General features: G+C 75.5%; 16 protein-coding genes and 1 pseudogene. 9 read left to right on the top strand and 8 right to left on the bottom strand.

Annotated elements, in window-relative coordinates; all coding sequences use genetic code 11:
* The coding region (locus CCN44_RS34900; RefSeq protein WP_244204014.1) for a chaplin at positions 1–548 on the bottom strand (548 nt) is incomplete at its 3' end.
* Positions 549–848: 300 nt separating this feature from the next.
* Between CCN44_RS34900 and CCN44_RS34895 the strand changes: the two genes are divergently transcribed.
* The 4 genes from CCN44_RS34895 to CCN44_RS34880 are packed head-to-tail and all read left to right on the top strand — an operon-like array spanning position 849 to position 3,214.
* The gene (locus CCN44_RS34895; RefSeq protein WP_059246700.1) at positions 849–1,409 is read left to right on the top strand and encodes a DUF2243 domain-containing protein; all 561 of its coding nucleotides are present in this window, start codon (positions 849–851) and stop codon (positions 1,407–1,409) included.
* A complete protein-coding gene (locus CCN44_RS34890; protein WP_086702489.1) occupies positions 1,409–2,227 on the top strand; it encodes a cytochrome c oxidase assembly protein in 819 nt (272 codons plus the stop codon). Before CCN44_RS34895 ends, CCN44_RS34890 begins: the two co-directional genes overlap by 1 nt.
* 52 nt (positions 2,228–2,279) lie before the next feature.
* Positions 2,280–2,768: a MarR family winged helix-turn-helix transcriptional regulator gene (locus tag CCN44_RS34885; RefSeq protein WP_086702486.1), complete on the top strand. Its 489-nt coding sequence runs from the start codon at positions 2,280–2,282 to the stop codon at positions 2,766–2,768.
* A complete protein-coding gene (locus CCN44_RS34880) occupies positions 2,765–3,214 on the top strand; it encodes a winged helix DNA-binding protein (RefSeq protein ID WP_059246697.1) in 450 nt (149 codons plus the stop codon). The genes CCN44_RS34885 and CCN44_RS34880 overlap by 4 nt, the downstream gene beginning before the upstream one ends.
* A gap of 212 nt (positions 3,215–3,426) precedes the next feature.
* Here the strand turns inward: CCN44_RS34880 and CCN44_RS34875 are convergent, their stop codons facing one another.
* The 3 genes from CCN44_RS34875 to CCN44_RS34865 are packed head-to-tail and all read right to left on the bottom strand — an operon-like array spanning position 3,427 to position 6,214.
* Entirely contained in the window at positions 3,427–4,362 is a 936-nt protein-coding gene (locus tag CCN44_RS34875) for a M56 family metallopeptidase (protein WP_059246696.1), read from the bottom strand.
* 6 nt (positions 4,363–4,368) lie between these two features.
* On the bottom strand, positions 4,369–4,767 hold the full coding sequence (locus CCN44_RS34870; protein ID WP_086702482.1) for a BlaI/MecI/CopY family transcriptional regulator: 399 nt from the start codon (positions 4,765–4,767) through the stop codon (positions 4,369–4,371).
* Between the two features lie 46 nt (positions 4,768–4,813).
* Positions 4,814–6,214, bottom strand: a complete 1,401-nt coding sequence (locus CCN44_RS34865) for a PepSY-associated TM helix domain-containing protein (RefSeq protein ID WP_086702480.1) — start codon at positions 6,212–6,214, stop codon at positions 4,814–4,816.
* A gap of 152 nt (positions 6,215–6,366) precedes the next feature.
* On the opposite strand from CCN44_RS34865, the gene CCN44_RS34860 reads away from it, so the two are divergent.
* Entirely contained in the window at positions 6,367–7,011 is a 645-nt protein-coding gene (locus CCN44_RS34860) for a peptide deformylase (RefSeq protein ID WP_059246693.1), read from the top strand.
* Positions 7,012–7,019: 8 nt separating this feature from the next.
* Here CCN44_RS34860 and CCN44_RS34855 read toward each other — a convergent pair whose 3' ends face one another.
* Positions 7,020–8,450 carry a dihydrolipoyl dehydrogenase family protein gene (locus tag CCN44_RS34855; RefSeq protein ID WP_059246692.1) on the bottom strand — a complete coding sequence of 477 codons (1,431 nt, stop codon included), beginning with the start codon at positions 8,448–8,450 and terminating at the stop codon, positions 7,020–7,022.
* 140 nt (positions 8,451–8,590) lie between these two features.
* Between CCN44_RS34855 and trxA the strand changes: the two genes are divergently transcribed.
* A complete protein-coding gene (gene trxA, locus CCN44_RS34850; protein WP_059246691.1) occupies positions 8,591–8,968 on the top strand; it encodes a thioredoxin in 378 nt (125 codons plus the stop codon).
* A 34-nt stretch (positions 8,969–9,002) separates the two neighbouring features.
* On the opposite strand, the gene CCN44_RS34845 is transcribed toward trxA, so the two are convergent.
* Together CCN44_RS34845 and CCN44_RS34840 are read right to left on the bottom strand one after the other, a co-directional pair.
* Complete coding sequence (locus CCN44_RS34845) at positions 9,003–10,016, bottom strand: LacI family DNA-binding transcriptional regulator (protein WP_202430133.1); 1,014 nt, start codon at positions 10,014–10,016, stop codon at positions 9,003–9,005.
* A 282-nt stretch (positions 10,017–10,298) separates the two neighbouring features.
* Positions 10,299–10,979, bottom strand: coding sequence for a TetR/AcrR family transcriptional regulator (locus CCN44_RS34840; RefSeq protein WP_208639900.1), 681 nt, complete (start codon positions 10,977–10,979; stop codon positions 10,299–10,301).
* Positions 10,980–11,079: 100 nt separating this feature from the next.
* Here CCN44_RS34840 and CCN44_RS34835 point away from each other — a divergent pair, with 100 nt between their 5' ends.
* The 3 genes from CCN44_RS34835 (at position 11,080) to CCN44_RS34825 (ending at position 14,888) form a co-directional block, all read left to right on the top strand.
* On the top strand, positions 11,080–11,637 hold the full coding sequence (locus tag CCN44_RS34835) for an NAD(P)H-dependent oxidoreductase (RefSeq protein WP_059246688.1): 558 nt from the start codon (positions 11,080–11,082) through the stop codon (positions 11,635–11,637).
* A gap of 732 nt (positions 11,638–12,369) precedes the next feature.
* On the top strand, positions 12,370–13,338 hold the full coding sequence (locus CCN44_RS34830; RefSeq protein ID WP_086702473.1) for an alpha/beta hydrolase: 969 nt from the start codon (positions 12,370–12,372) through the stop codon (positions 13,336–13,338).
* Positions 13,339–13,463: 125 nt separating this feature from the next.
* A complete protein-coding gene (locus CCN44_RS34825) occupies positions 13,464–14,888 on the top strand; it encodes an amidase (protein ID WP_059246686.1) in 1,425 nt (474 codons plus the stop codon).
* A gap of 505 nt (positions 14,889–15,393) precedes the next feature.
* On the opposite strand, the pseudogene CCN44_RS34820 reads toward CCN44_RS34825, so the two are convergent.
* Positions 15,394–15,633 (bottom strand): annotated as a pseudogene (locus CCN44_RS34820) (hypothetical protein); the annotation flags it as partial.

Genomic DNA, 15,633 nt, shown 5'->3' with positions numbered 1-15,633 from the left:
GGCCGGGGCGGGTGCGGCGGCTCGGAGTGCACCGGCGGGGTCACCCGGGTGGGCGGTTCCGGCTTCGGGGCCGGCGGTGTGGTCCGGCCGGGTTCCTCGGGGCGGTCGCCCGGGCCGTTCACGGACTCGTTGCCGAAGACGGGGTTGCCGATGCCCACCACGTTGACGGTGTTGCCGCTGACGTTCACCGGCAGATCGACCGGGAGCCGGATGCCGTTGCCGGAGATCACGCCGGGCGAGTCGTGTGTGATGCCGTGCGCCGTGGCCCCGCCCGACGCCGCGGGCTCCTCCTTCCCGGCGGCGTGGTGGCCGGCGTTGGCACAGCGGTTGCCCATCGCGGGGTTGAGCAGCCCGGCCACGTTCACGGTGTTCCCGCACACATTCACCGGAACGTGTACCGGCAGCTGGATGCCGTTGCCGGAGATCAGCCCGGGCGAGCCGCCCGCGGCGGCCTCCGCGGCGGAGTCGGCGTGCACCGGCCCCGCCACTGCCATCGCACCGGAGGCGGCGGCGACGGCGATCACACTGTTTCGGGTAACCCGTTTCATCGGTTCCCTGTCCTTCCACATACGGTCGCGGGCGCTCGCCCGCATCCGGTGAAACGCAGGCCAAACCGTGCAAGTTATGGCTTATCAACCTTTCGCCCGGTCGAAGGGGCAGATTTTTCGCCGGGACAGGGCGTGGACGCGGGGCGGACGCACGCTCACCGCCCCGGAACGGTACCGCTCCGCCCGCACCGCACACATGGCCGAGCGTGCCGCAGCGGTGGAGCCGGGGAACTGGTAGCTGTCGGTAGAGCAACCGCTGCCGTGATCCATCGACCGAGGAATCGACCGAGACGAGGAACGATGGCAACCACCGTGCGCGAGACCCGTGCCGACACCACGCCCGCCAGTCTGCAACTGCCCGGACTCCTTCTGGGAGTGGGGCTCGGCGGATTCCTGGACGGGATCCTGCTGCACCAGCTGCTGCGCTGGCACCACATGCTCAGCAGCACCGACGACGACCGCATCGGCGTGCGGTACTACGATCCGCACACCGTCTCCGGGCTGGAGATGAACACCCTGTGGGACGGCGTCTTCCACACCGTGTGCTGGCTCGCCGTGCTCGGCGGGCTGGCCGTGCTGTACGCCCGGGTGACCACCGGCCGGCGGCGGGTGTGGGCCTCGCGGGTGCTGTGGGGCTGGATCCTCGCGGGCTGGGGGCTGTTCAACCTCGTCGAGGGCGTGCTGGACCACCATGTGCTGGGGATCCACCACGTCCACAGCGGGGCGTACCAGGTGTGGTGGGACATCGCCTTCCTCGTCCTCGGCGCTCTGCTGCTGGCCGGCGGCCGGCTGCTGCAGCGCGGCGGACGGTCCTACGACCCGGCGGCCCCGGGTGCCGGACGTGAGGGCCGCGCCGCCTGATGGACCACCACCACCTTCACCACGCCCCTCAGCAGGACGGCGGCGGCGCGCCGGGGGTGCTGCTGCCGGCCCTGGCGCTGCTGGTGTGCGCGGCCGGCTATCTGCTGCTGGTCCGCCGGGCGCGGCGCCGGAACCCGGCGCGGGCCTGGAGCACCTGGCGTACCGTCAGCTTCGTCGCCGGGGTGGTCCTGCTGGCGGTGGCGCTGCTGCCGCCGGCCGCACCCTTCGCGCACCGGGACTTCCGCGGCCACATGACCCAGCACCTGCTGATCGGCATGTACGCGCCCCTCGCGCTCGTACTCGGCGCCCCGGTCACCCTCCTGCTGCGCACCCTGCCCGCACCCCGCGCCCGTCTGCTCACCGCGCTCCTGCACAGCGGCCCGGCCCGCCTGCTCGGCCACCCGGTGGCGGCCCTGCTGCTGTCCACGGGCACGCTTCCGGTCCTGTACTTCACCGCGCTCCACGACACCGTCACGGCCCATCCGGCCGGGCACTGGCTGCTGCACGCGCACTTCCTGCTGTCGGGCTGCCTGTTCGCGCACTCCGTCGCCGGACCCGATCCCGCCCCGGCCCGCCCGGGGGTGCGCGCCCGGCTGGTCTGCCTGGGATGCGCCATCGCCGTGCACGCGGTGGTGGCACAGCTGATGTACGGCGGGTTCTGGGTGCGCGTCCACGCGCCCGTGGCCGAGGTCCGGGGTGGCGCGGAGATCATGTACTACGGCGGCGACATCGCCGAACTCCTGCTGGCGGCGGCCCTCGTGGCCACCTGGCGGCCGGAACGCCGCGCGATCCGGGCACCCGCGGTGCGGACGACTTGACAGTCGTCTAGATAGTAGCCATGTACATAGTAGCCATGTACTGTATTTGTCCATGAGCAAGGTGTCCGAAGGAGCCACGCCCGGATTCCTGGTGTGGCGGCTGTCGATGAAGTGGCGGGTCGCCGTGGACCGGGCGGTGGCGCCGCTCGGCCTGACCCACGCGCAGTACGCGCTCGTGGCCTCGCTGCACGGCATGCAGCGCTCCGGGCTGCGCCCCAGCCAGCGCCGGCTCGCCGACCACACCGGTCTGGAGGCGCTGTACGTCTCCAAGCTGGCCCGCGGCCTGGAGTCGGCCGGCCTCGTCGAACGCACCCGGGACCCCGACGACCCGCGCGCGGTGCAGCTCGCGCTCACCGCGCAGGGCCGGGAGACCACCCGTCAGGCGATCGACGTCGTCCAGGGGCTGCTGCGCCAGCTGCTGGCCCCGCTCGGCGGCCCCGACAGCCCGCGCGCCCGGGAGTTCACCCGGGACCTGGCGACCCTGCTCGACGCACCGCTCGACCCGTTCGGCACCACCGATCACGCAACGGAGCAGCCATGACCACCACCGCACCCCGCGCCGAAGGCCGTACGATCGCCCTCGCCCACTACGCAGGCCGTGCCGTCCTGGAGCACGTCCTCGCCCCGCACGGCATCTCCTTCCTGCAGTCCGTCACCCTCCGGCTCGCGGCGATCGCGGACGGGGCGGTCGAGCGGGCCGCCGTGGTGGACGGCGTCGTCGGCGCGGTCAAGATCCCCGAGAGCGAGGCGCTGCGCGCGATCGACGGCCTGACGGCCGCGGGCCTGCTCGCCCCCGAGGGACCGTCGGCCCTGCGCATCACCGAGGCGGGGCGGGAGCTGTACGCCACGACCACCGCCGAGACCGCGGTGATCTCCGCGCGGCTGTACGCGGGCATCTCCGAGGAGGACCGGGCGGTGGCCGGCCGCGTGCTCACCCTGGTGACCGAGCGGGCCGACGCCGAGCTGGCCGCCCTGCGCCGGCCGTGACCCGACCGCCGTGCGCCGCCCGGGCGCCGGGAACGCGCGCGGCTGTTCGGGTGCCGGCCGGGCCGGCCGAGGAGGCACCGGAGCAGACCGGACCCCGGCTGCTGCCGGGCCGCGCCCTCCCGCGGCAGGCTCGGCACGAGGGAGCCGGCTTCCCGGAGGAGCGGACGCGCTGTCGCAGGCCCTGACCCCGGCCCGTCCTGCGTCGCTCCGCCTCACAGCGGGGTCGCCGCCTGGAGGACGAGGAACAGGGTGACGGCGGAGTTCGCCGACGACATCGCGGACACCAGCGCCCCGGCGGCGGCGCCCCAGGCGGCCAGGCCGACCGAGGTGAACGCCGAGGGCCAGGTACGGGCCGCGGGGGCGGGGGCCAGCAGCGCGGCCACCCGGCGCGGCACGGGGCCGGTCGCCGCCAGCGCGGCCACGGTCGGCACCGGCGTGCGCGGGGCGAGCAGGGCCGCCTTGCCGATGGCGCGGGCGACCGTGCGCCGGTCGCCGACCGCGCGGGCCGCCTCCTCGTCCGCCCACCGCTCGGCCGTGTAGACGACGGCGGTGCGCAGCGGACGCAGGAAGGGGTTGGCGCGGGCCGCCAGGTGCGCGGCCAGGAGATGCCGGTGGTGCCGGGCGGTCAGATGGGCGCGTTCATGGGCGAACAGGGCCCGTCGCTCGGCGGAGGTGAGCCCGGCCACCAGCGCGGTGGTGACGACGATCCGGCCCCGGCCCCGGCCGCCGGGGAGGGCGTACGCGTACGGCGTGTCGTCGGGCAGGACCGCCACCGTGGGTGCCGGCACGCCGGCCAGCGCCCGGCGGGCGCGGCGGGTGACGCGGCGGTGCCGCCACAGGGTGCGGGCACAGGCGGCGGTGACCACGGCGAGCGCGGGGATGGCGGCCCGGCCGGCCACCTCGTCGTGCGGGACGGCGGCCCGCACCTCGGGGTCGGACCAGCCGTCCGGCAGCGGGTTGCCGGGCAGTTGCGCGGTGCCGACCACCATGAGCAGGGCCAGGCACAGCGTGCTGCACACGGCCATGACGACGGCGACCGCGGTCAGCAGTCGGGTGGCGGTGCGCGGGTGCAGCCGGGTCTCGGCGAGCCGGGCGACCGGCCAGGCGGACAGCGGCAGCACCAGTGGCAGGAAGACGAAGACCCCCATGAGCGGTCAGCCCTCCGTACCGCCGGCGTCCGGGCCCGGGATGTCGAGCAGGGCCCGCAACACCTGCTCGTCACCGGGCGGCAGGGCGGTGACGAAGCTGGCCAGGACCGCCTCGCGGTCCCGTTCCCCGTCGAGCAGGCGGCGCATGCGCAGCGCGGCCAGCCGGGCCACGTCGGCCGTCGGCGTCCATACGAAGGACCGGCCGTGCCGTTCGCGGGAGACGACGTCCTTGGCGAGCAGCCGGGTCAGGATGGTGACGACGGTGGTGTAGGCGAGGTCGCCGCCCAGGCGCTGCTGCACCCAGGCCGCGGTGACCGGCCCGTCCGCCTCGCGCAGCGCGCCGAGGACCTGGCCCTCCAGTTCGCCCTGGCCGCGCCGCCGGGCCCGGCCGTCTTCCCGCGCCATGTTCCCCGTCGCTCCCCTTCTCCCGATGCTCGCGTGCCGTCCCACGCTACTTCACGCCACCGACATCCCCGTAGGTGCGCCGCCCGCGCCGGTGCGCGATCTCGCCGAGGACGATGTCGACGGCGAGGAAGCCGGCCAGCGGGATGCCGAGCAGCGGCACGAACCAGCCGAGCACGGCGACGGCCGCGAGGGCCGGCACGAGGAGGTACGGCGGCACCTGGGCCCAGGCGCCGCGCGGGACCGGACGGCCGAACGCGGAGCCCCGGCCGCGCTGCCACCACATGCGGTAGCCCCACACGATGAGCACGATCAGGGCGAGCGCGAGCAGCGCGAGGGCGATCTGGTTGACCAGTCCGAACAGCACCCCGGAGTGCAGGTCGATGCCCCAGCGGGTGAGCTTGGCGAGCACCGGGTAGTCGGCGAACCGCAGCTCGTCGACGACCTGTCCGGTGCGCGGGTCGACGGCGACGGAGTCCTGCTTCTCGGGCCAGCTGCGCTGGATCTGCTTGACGACGTAGGCGCTGTCCGGGTCCGCGGGCGGCACGATCTCCACCGGGTCGCCGAGCCCCTTCGCGCGGGCCGCCGCGAGCACCTTGTCCAGGCCCACGCCGTGCTCGGCCGTGCCGCCGGCGCCCGCCGCCGAGCCGTGCCCGGCGTGTTCGCCGCCGGCCACGGCCGCCGAGACGGACGGGGTGGCCTGGCCGAGCGAGGTGCGCAGCTCGTCGATGTGGGCGCCCGCGTACGCCGACCAGGTCAGGCCGGTCGCCGACAGGAACAGGAACCCGGCGGCCGTCCAGACGCCGACCGTGCCGTGCAGTCCGAGGGTGCGGCGCCGGCCGCTGGTGCCGCGGACCGTACGCAGGGCGCGGCGCCGGGAGAACCACAGCACCAGGCCGCCGCCCGCGATCACCCACAGCCAGCTGGCGGCCAGCTCGCTGTAGAGCCGGCCGGTCTCGCCCAGGTGCAGATCGCGGTGCAGCTCGTCGATCCAGGTGCGCAGGGGCAGCGCGCCGGTCGCGCCGTACTGTTCGAGCGCGCCGCGGACCTTGCCGGTGTACGGGTCCACGAACACGGCGAGGGTGTGTCCGGGGTCGACGCCCCGGACGCCGGAGAGCAGCACCCTGGTGGTGGCGCCGGCCTCGGGTGCGGGGCGTACGGCCGTGACGGTGCCCTCGGGGTGGGCCGTGCGGGCGGCTGCCACCTGGGCGGAGACCGGCAGCTCGCGGTCGCCGGCCGGAACGGTCAGCTCATGGTCGTACAGGAGCTTCTCGGCCTGGAAGGAGCCCGCGTACAGCAGGCCGGTGGCGGCGGCGATCAGCAGGAAGGGCGCGACGAGCACGCCGGCGTAGAAGTGCAGGCGCAGCACGAGGGGCCGCAGGGGTGCCCAGCGGCTGCGGGCGGCGGGGCGGGACGCCTCGGCCGGGGTGGTCGAGGGAGCGGTGGTCATCGGCGGGCTTCCTTCGGGGACTCGGTGCCGAGGGGACCATCGGCACGGAAGCGATGGCGCTCCAGTAGTCGGCCCGGTAGGGGGCCGAGTTCCCCGGGGTTTTGGTGACGTGCATCACAGGGAGGGGGGTGCGGGCGTGGCATCCTGACGCGATGGCACCTCCCCGTGATCACGCACCGCTCGCCGAGCGGGTCGAGGAACTCCTCGCCGCCGGCGGCCCCTTGCCCATCGTCGCGGCCGGCCGGCCGGTGCTCCGGCGCGGCACCGAGCCGTACGACGGCCAGCTCGGCCCGGCGCTGCTGGCCCGGTTCGTCGAGGCCCTGCGCGACACCATGCACGCGGCGCCCGGCGTGGGTCTGGCCGCGCCGCAGGTCGGCGTGGAGCTGCGGATCGCGGTCATCGAGGACCCGGCGCCGGTGCCGGAGGAGGTCGCCGTGGCCCGGGGCCGGGTCCCGCAGCCGTTCCGGGTGCTGGTCAACCCGGTGTACGAGCCGGTCGGCACCGCCCGGGCCGCGTTCTTCGAGGGCTGCCTGAGCGTGCCGGGCTGGCAGGCGGTGGTGGCCCGGCACGCCGAGGTGCGGCTGCGCGGGCAGGACGAGCACGGGCGCGCCCTGGACGAGGTGTTCACCGGCTGGCCGGCCCGGATCGTGCAGCACGAGACGGACCACCTCGACGGCACGCTGTACCTGGACCGCGCGGAGCTGCGGTCCCTGTCGACCAACGAGGCGGTGGCGGCCCTGTGGGCGCAGCCGTCACCGGAGGCGGCGGCCTCGGCCCTCGGCTTCGAACTTCCCTAGCCGTCCGCTCAGTTGTCCCGGTAGGCCTCCAGCAGCCGCAGCCACACCTCGCTCAGCGTCGGGTACGACGGGACCGCGTGCCACAGCCGGTCCACGGGGACACGGCCGGCGATGGCGATGGTGGCCGAGTGGATGAGTTCGCCGACGCCGGGGCCGACGAAGGTGACCCCGCGCAGGATCTCGTCCTCCAGGTCCACCACCATGCGGGCGCGGCCCCGGTAGCCGTCGCCGTACAGGCCGGCGCCCGCGACGGAGGAGAACTCGACGTCGACGGCGCGGACCCGGTGGCCGGCCTGCTCCGCCTCGGCGAGGGAGAGTCCGACGGCGGCGGCCTCCGGATCGGTGAAGACGACCTGGGGCACGGCGTGGTGGTCGGCGGTGGCGGCGTGGGCGCCCCAGGGCTCCTCCGGCACGGCGCCGCCGGCGGCACGGGCGGCGATGGCGGCGCCGGCGATGCGGGCCTGGTACTTGCCCTGGTGGGTGAGGAGCGCGCGGTGGTTGACGTCGCCGACCCCGTACAGCCAGTCGGTGCCGGTGACGCGCAGGCTGTCGTCGACGTCCAGCCAGGAGCCGGGTTCCAGCCCGACGGTCTCCAGGCCGAGGTCGTCGGTGTGCGGGACGCGGCCGGTGGCGAAGAGGATCTCGTCGGCCTCGATCCGGTCCCCGGCGGAGGTGACGGCCACGACCGTGCCGTCGGCCCGGCCGACGGACTCCACGGAGGTGCCGGTGCGGACGTCGACGCCCGCCTCGGTGAGGGCCTCGGCGACCAGTTCCCCGGCGAACGGCTCCATGCGGTTCAGCAGGCCCTTGCCGCGGACCAGCAGGGTGACCCGGGAGCCGAGGGCCTGCCAGGCGGTGGCCATCTCGGTGGCGACGACACCGCCGCCCACGACGATCAGCCGGCCGGGTGCCGACGCGGCGCTGGTGGCCTCGCGGCTGGTCCACGGCTTGACGTCGGCGAGGCCGGGCAGGTCGGGCAGCTGGGCGCGGGTGCCGGTGCAGACGGCGACGGCGTGCCGGGCGGTGAGGGTGGTGACGGTGCCGTCGGGGGCGGTGACGGTGACCGTGCGGGGCCCGGCCAGGCGCCCGTGGCCGCGGTGGAAGTCGGTGCCGGTGCCGTTCAGCCAGCCCACCTGGCCGTCGTCCTTCCAGTGCGAGGTGTACTCGTCCCGGCGGGCGAGGACGGCCGGGGCGTCGAGCGGGCCCTGCACCGCCTGCGCGAGGCCGGGCAGCCGGCGGGCGTCGGCCTGCGCGATGACCGGCCTGAGCAGTGCCTTGCTGGGCATGCAGGCCCAGTACGAGCACTCGCCGCCGAGCAGCTCGCTCTCCACGAGCGCGGTGGTCAGCCCGGCCGCGCGGGTGCGGTCGGCGACGTTCTCCCCCACCGGCCCGCCCCCGATCACCACGACGTCGTAAGCGATGGATTCCGTGTCCGTCATGGGGTCAGTCTGGTGGCTGGTGTGCGCCATGGCCACACGGGTACGCGCGCGGAACACAGCCGTGCACGGGTGGAATAGGCGGCCCGGCGGCCGTGTTTCCGCCGTCGGCACACCCCACACCAGGAAGAGGGAATCACGCCATGAGCAGCACCGTGGAGCTGACCAAGGAGAACTTCGACCAGACGGTCTCCGAGAACGAGTTCGTTCTCATCGACTTCTGGGCGTCCTGGTGCGGACCGTGCCGGCAGTTCGCGCCCGTGTACGAGAAGGCGGCAGAGGCCAATCCCGACCTGGTGTTCGCCAAGGTGGACACCGAGGCGCAGCCGGAGCTGGCGGCGGCCTTCGGCATCTCGTCGGTGCCGACGCTGATGATCGTCCGCGACCAGGTCGCCGTCTACGCCCAGCCGGGCGCCCTGCCCGCGCCCATGCTCGCCGACCTCATCGGGCAGGCCCGTGAGCTGGACATGGACGAGGTGCGCAAGAGCATCGCCGCCCAGCAGGGCAAGGCGCAGCAGTAGCCGGGTACGGGGGCCGGAGTGCGCCGGGCCCGGGTCAGCTGGACTCGCGCCGGATCACCGAGGCCCCCAGGACGGTGTGCACCTCGGGCTCGCCGCCGGGGTCGCGCACCGCGCGGTCGACGAGTGCGGCGAGGTCGCGGCCCGAGGGCAGTTCGATGTGGACCGTACTGAGCCGGGGCCGCAGCAGCCGGCCCAGCATGAGGTCGTCGGCGCCGATCACGGCGACGTCCTCGGGGATGCGCACGCCTTCGTCCTGGAGGGCGCGCATCAGCAGCATCGCGTACTCGTCGTTGTAGGCGAACACCCCGTCCAGGCCCGACTCGGGCCAGCGGGCGGCCAGTTCGGCGGCGGCCTCCTCGGTGTAGGCGAGCGGCAGCTCCATCACGGCGGCGTCCGTGCCGCGCAGCGCCTCGCGCACGCCGGCCAGCCGGGGCCGCGCGTAGACCTCCAGCCCCGATTCCTCGGGCATGACCACACCGATCCGGCGGCACCCCCGGTCGTACAGGTGGGCGCCCGCGCAGTGGCCGACGGTGTCGTGGTCCATCAGCAGGGCGTGCGCGCCCTCGACGCGGCCGGGACCGAGCGTGACCACGGCCCGGGCACCCGAGCGCTTGAGCACGGCGACGCCCTGCGGGCCGAGGCCGGCGCCGGGCACCAGGACGGCGACCGGCCGCAACTCGGCCCAGGCGCGGGCGGCTTCGTCGCCCTCCAGGCCGACGCTGCCGTACTGGACGACGGTGTAGTCGAGACGGCCGAGCGCCCCCTGGAGTTCACTGAGGAACCTGCTGTAGAGCGGGCCCACCGGGATGGCCGGGGCGGGCATCAGGACCATCCGGCTGTGTCCGGCGCGCAGGCTGCGGGCGGCGGCGTGCGGGACGTACCCCAGCTCCCGGGCGGCCTCGTGCACGCGCCGGCGGGTCGCTTCGCTGATCCGGACGGCGCTGGTGTTGTTGAGGACGTAGGAGACGGTCGCGCGCGAGACGCCGGCGAGCCGGGCCACATCGGCGCTCGTGGGCGTGTTCGGTATCTGCACCATGACAGACCGCATCTTGGCAGAGGGGCGGGGGCCGGGAGCGGGCGGGGCAAGGTGGTTCATCGTTCGACAAATTCGGCACAGGGCGCGCGCCGCTGCCACGAGGCCCGGATGTTCCCGCGCGCGGAGGCGTCCGCCGCGGACTCGGCCCGCAGCCAGGCCCAGCTGTTCCGCACGGACGCCCCGCAGGGGCTGGTGGAGATGTTCACCGGCCAGGACGCCCGACCGGCGGCCGGCCCGCCCTCCAGGCCCCGTACGGCACCGGCGTACGGCCGTGAGCCGGCTCGGCATGGCGGCTCAGTGCGGCGGTTCCGTGCGGGTCACCCGGGCGACGAGGTCGAGCCAGCCGGCCTCCAGGCGCTCCATGGGCATCCCGCGCTGCCGGGTCAGGTGGTGGATCAGCGCGGGGTCCAGCGAGGCCAGCAGGGTGTGGGCGAGCAGGTCGCAGTCGGCGTCCGGCACGATCTGCCGGAGCAGCACCGCCAGGTGCATGCGCAGCGACCCGGCGGCGGGGTGGGCGAACCGGCGGGTCGGCTCGGGCTGGGCGGCGAGCTGGAGGTCCAGCTGCTCGGCCGTGCGGTACAGCACCGCGACGCCGAACGCCCGCAGCCGGTCCAGCGGCGGCGAGCCGGGGCCCAGCGGCGGGGGTCCGCTCAGGAAGTCGGCCTGGAGCTGCTTGGCCGAGTGGTCGAGCAGGGCCATCAGCAGCCCGGTGCGGTCGCCGAAGCGCCGGAAGACGGTGCCCTTGCCCACGTTGGCCGCCGCGGCCACCGCCTCCATCGTGACCCCCGCGACCCCGTGCTCGGCGATCAGCCGGGCGGCGGCCTCCAGCAGCCGGGCCCGGTTGCGGGCCGCGTCGGCACGCAGGCACGGCTCGTCGGCAGCCTGGCCGACCTCCAGCAACTGGGGTGTGTCGAGGGGCTCTTGAGGCTTCGGGAAGGGCGGCAGAGCGCGGGACATGAAGACAGCGTAAAGCATCGGGAAGAGAACTGGACCGCGGTCCGTTTGGGGTGGTACAAACTTAAACGGACCCCGGTCCGGATCGTGACAGCGATGTTTCAGCCCCTTGGAGTTCCCCATGTCTGTTCGCATCCTCGCGCTCGTCGGCAGCCTTCGCGCCGGTTCGCACAACCGCCAGCTCGCCGAGGCGGCCGTGAAGCTCGCGCCGGAGGGCGCCGAGGTCGAGCTGTTCGAGGGCCTGGCCGACGTCCCGTTCTACAACGAGGACATCGACGTGGAGGGCAGCGTCCCGGCCGCCGCCGTCAAGCTGCGTGAGGCCGCCCAGGCCGCCGACGCCTTCCTGCTCTTCTCCCCCGAGTACAACGGCACCATCCCGGCCGTTCTGAAGAACGCCATCGACTGGCTGTCCCGCCCGTACGGCGCCGGCGCCTTCGGCGGCAAGCCCGTCGCCGTGATCGGCACCGCGTTCGGCCAGTACGGCGGCGTGTGGGCCCAGGACGACACCCGCAAGGCCGTGGGCATCGCGGGCGGCAAGGTGATCGAGGACATCAAGCTGTCCATCCCCGGCTCCGTGACCCGCTTCGCCGAGACCCACCCGGCCGACGACGCCGAGGTCGCCGCCCAGCTGACCGAGGTCGTCGCCCGCCTGCACGGCAACGTGGGCGCGGCGGCCTGAGCCGTACGGCACCCGCAGGGGCCGGAAGCCGCCATGGCTCCGGCCCCGCGGCGTGTCTCCACCCTGTCCGAGTCCCGCTGACACTCCCCCGCCGCATCCGTTCCGACACCGGCCGGCCCCCGGCGGGCCGCGCCGACACGACACGCGCCGCCCGTCCCGGGCACGGGCCGAAAGTCAGGAGTCCGGACGCGCCCACCCCGCCCGCGGGCCGGTGCGGAACACCGACGGCATCAGCCGCAGGCCCGGCCGGCGCCCGCACCTCGTCGCCGGGCGGCCCCGTCGTCCGACGGCGCGACTCGGCCAGGCCGCCCCGCCGCCCGAGGGCACGACTCGGCCGGGCGGCCCGGTACACCGGCAGGTCGTCGTCCGGGCGTCACGGGGTAGACGGCCGATGACCGCGTACGTCGTGGGTGTCGCCGGGACGGCAGTGCCGGCCCGGGCACCGTGACCGGACGCGTCGCCGCGCGGACCGCAGGCCGTCGCCGGAGGCAAGCGGACCGCGAGCAGACCGGACCGCAGGCCGGCGCCGCGGGCAAGTGGACCGCGGGCAGACGGACCGCGGGCAAGCGGGCCAGGCGCAGGCAGGACCTTCGGCCGGGCGGGACCGTCGGCCGGGCAGAGCCTTCGGCCGGGCGCCGCAGGCGGCCGCGTCGCCGCACGGACCCCCGGGCCGGCGGCGCGCACCGGCGGCCGGTCCCTGTCGGCGACGAGTCCCGAGAGGAGGAGGCAGCCATGTCCCTGGTCCCGCCGCCGTTCGACCCCGAGCTGGCGACCGTGCTGGAGTCGTTCCAGGACGTGCTCGCGCCCGGGCTCGCCCCGGCCGACGTCGAGGCCGCCCGGCGTGGTGCCGCCGTCGCCGGGCTGGTCGATGTCACGCTGGGCGGCGCCTTCGCGGCGGAGGACCGTACGGTGCCCGGTCCCGAGGGCGCCCCCGGTGTCTCCCTGCTCCTGTGCCGGCCCACGGCCGGTTCCGCCGGGTCCGGGCTGCCGGTGATCTATCACGTGCACGGTGGCGGCCTGGTGGCCGGCACCAACCGGGCCGGCGTGGCCGAGCCGCTGGCCTGGGCGCGCGACCTGGGCGCGGTCGTGGTCTCGGTGGAGTACCGGCTCGCGCCCGAACACCCGCACCCGGCGCCGGTCGAGGACGTGTACGCCGGACTGCTGTGGACCGCGGAGCACGCGCGGGAGATCGGCGGCGACCCGGACCGGATCGTCGTCGCGGGCGCCAGCGCGGGCGGTGGTCTCACCGCGGCGCTCACCCTCCTCGCCCGGGACCGGCGGGGCCCGCGCCCGCTCGGTCAGCTGCTGATGGGCCCGATGCTCGACGACCGCAACGACACCGTCTCCAGCCGCCAGATGGCGGGCCTGGGCGTGTGGGACCGCTCCGCCAACGAGACCGCCTGGACGGCCCTGCTCGGCGACCGCCGGGGAGGTCCGGGCGTCTCCCCGTACGCGGCGCCGGCCCGCGCCGCCGACCTGTCCGGACTGCCCCCGGCCTTCCTGGACGTCGGCTCCGCTGAGACCTTCCGGGACGAGGTGGTCGGCTACGCGTCCCGTATCTGGCAGGCCGGCGGTGTGGCGGAACTCCACGTCTGGCCGGGCGGCTGCCACGGCTTCGACGCCCTCGCCCCGGAGGCGGCCCTGTCCCGCACGGCACGCGCGGCACGGGTCGCGTGGCTGCGGCGGCTCCTGGCGGAGTGAGGGCCCCGGCACCCCTCGCCGCGGGCGGCATCCGCACATCCGCAGTACGAAAACCCCACGCCGGCCCCCTTCCGGAGTTACCGTTCGGTAGACATCGTGCCCGGAGCCTCCCGGAGGTGCTCCCCATGACACCCGACCGTGCCGCAGGCCTCACCGAGATCCGACGCGCCCTCGCCGACGGGGAGGTGACCTCCCGCGCGCTGGTGGAGCAGGCACTGACCCGGATCGAGGCCACGCAGCCGACGCTGAACGCCTTCCGGATCGTGCGCGCCGAGGCCGCGCTCGCCGAAGCGGACGCCGCCGACCGGGAGTTGGCCGCCGGCGTGCGGCGCCCGCTGCTCGGGGTGCCGGTGGCGGTGAAGGACGACATGGACGTGGCGGGCGAGCCGACCGCGTTCGGCTGCCGGGGCGAGTTCCCGCCGGCCGCCGCGGACGGGGAGGCGGTACGGCGGCTGCGCGCGGCCGGCGCGGTGATCGTGGGCAAGACCAACACCTGCGAGCTGGGGCAGTGGCCGTTCACCGAGGGCCCGGCGTTCGGCGAGACCCGCAACCCCTGGGACACCGAGCGCACGCCGGGCGGCTCCTCCGGTGGTTCGGCCGCCGCCGTCGCCGCCGGACTGGTCCCGGCCGCGCTCGGCTCCGACGGCGCCGGCTCGGTGCGCATCCCGGCCGCCTGGACCCGGCTGATCGGCATCAAGCCGCAGCGCGGCCGCATCTCGACGTGGCCGCGCGCCGAGTCCTTCAACGGCATCACGGTCAACGGCACCCTCGCCCGTACGGTCGCCGACGCGGCCCTGCTGCTGGACGCGGCGAGCGGCAATCACGACCTCGACCCGCACCGGCCGCCCGCGCTGACGGTGGCGGACGCGGTCGGCCGCGACCCGGGCCGGCTGCGCATCGCGCTGTCCCTGAAGCCGCCGTTCACCGCCGTACCCGTCCGGCTGCACCCGGAGATCCGCGCCAGGGTCGTGGAACTCGCCGAGACACTCGCGCGGTGGGGGCATGTCGTGGAGGAGGCCGATCCGCCGTACGGGCAGATCGGGCTGGCCTTCGTGCCGCGGGCCGCCGCCGGGGTCGCCGAGTGGGTCCGGGAGGCCCCCGACATCGCGCTGCTCGACCGGCGCACCCGGGACACGGCCCGGCTCGGCCGGCTGCTCGCCGGGGCCCCGCTGCGGGCGGCCCGGCGCGCCGAGGCGGTGCTGCACCGGCGGATCGGCGCGTTCTTCGCCTCGTACGACGTGATCCTCGCGCCGACGACGGCCATGCCCCCGCCCCGGATCGGCGCCCTGTACCGGCTCGGCGGGCTGGCCACGGACCGGGCGATGATCGCCGCCTGCCCGTACGCCTGGCCGTGGAACGTGCTCGGCTGGCCGGGGGTGAACGTGCCCGCCGGGTTCGCCGGTCCGGGACTCCCGGTGGGCGCGCAGCTGCTCGGCCCGGCCCACAGCGAGCCGCTCCTGGTGTCCCTGGCCGCGCAGTTGGAGGCGGAGCTGCGCTGGCACGAGCTGTGGCCGCCGCGACGGGCGGAGGCCGGCCGACCGGCCGCGTGACGGATCTCCGCCCGCACTCCGTGCCGCGGGCGCCGCGTCGACGGCCGGGCCGACGGCGGTGGTGACGGTCGTGGTGGCGCAGCACCTGCCGCCACGAACGGTCCCCAGGGCGGCGGCGTACGGCGGGTGAGCCCGCTGCGTCCGCGGGACCCTCGGTGAGGTGGGCGCGGACGGTCCGGTACGGATCGCCGACCGGGCCCGCTGTGCGGAGTCGGTGGCGGATCAACGGCGACGAAGCCCCGGGTGCGCGGGCCGGTGTGCGCGATCACCGCGTCCGCGACGGCGGCCGGCAGCGCAGGCCCTCTGTTCGCGTCCCCGGCACAGCATCACGCGTACGGCGGGCAGCCGGAGCGGGATGTCCTCCGGCACGGCCGGGGCGAGCGCCGGTCCGGCCGGCCCGCGGGCCGCAGATCGGCTTCCGGTCAGGTCTGTGCGGGTGTCGGCACGGCCCCTGGTCCCCCTTGTGCGCAGCCGCCTGGCGGCCCCGCCGGCCGGCCCTGCCGGGTCACGCCGTGAGCAGGCAGGCGCCCAGGGCGATCAGTGTGCCGGCCTTGAGCACCTCCAGCGCCACGTACCACAGATGGCTGCGCGAGCGGGGCAGTTCCTCGCCCGCCAGGACCCGGTCCGACCTGCGGTTGAGGCGGGGCCGGACGACGGCCAGCTGGGTGACGAGGAGCGCGGCCACCGCCGCCGTCAGCACGCCGACCCGGACCGGGGCGCCGCCCAGGGCGACCGCGGCGGCCAC

The sequence above is a fragment of the Streptomyces tricolor genome (assembly GCF_002155905.1).
Taxonomy (GTDB): Bacteria; Actinomycetota; Actinomycetes; order Streptomycetales; family Streptomycetaceae; genus Streptomyces; species Streptomyces tricolor.
This window is presented reverse-complemented; position numbering and strand designations above follow the sequence as displayed.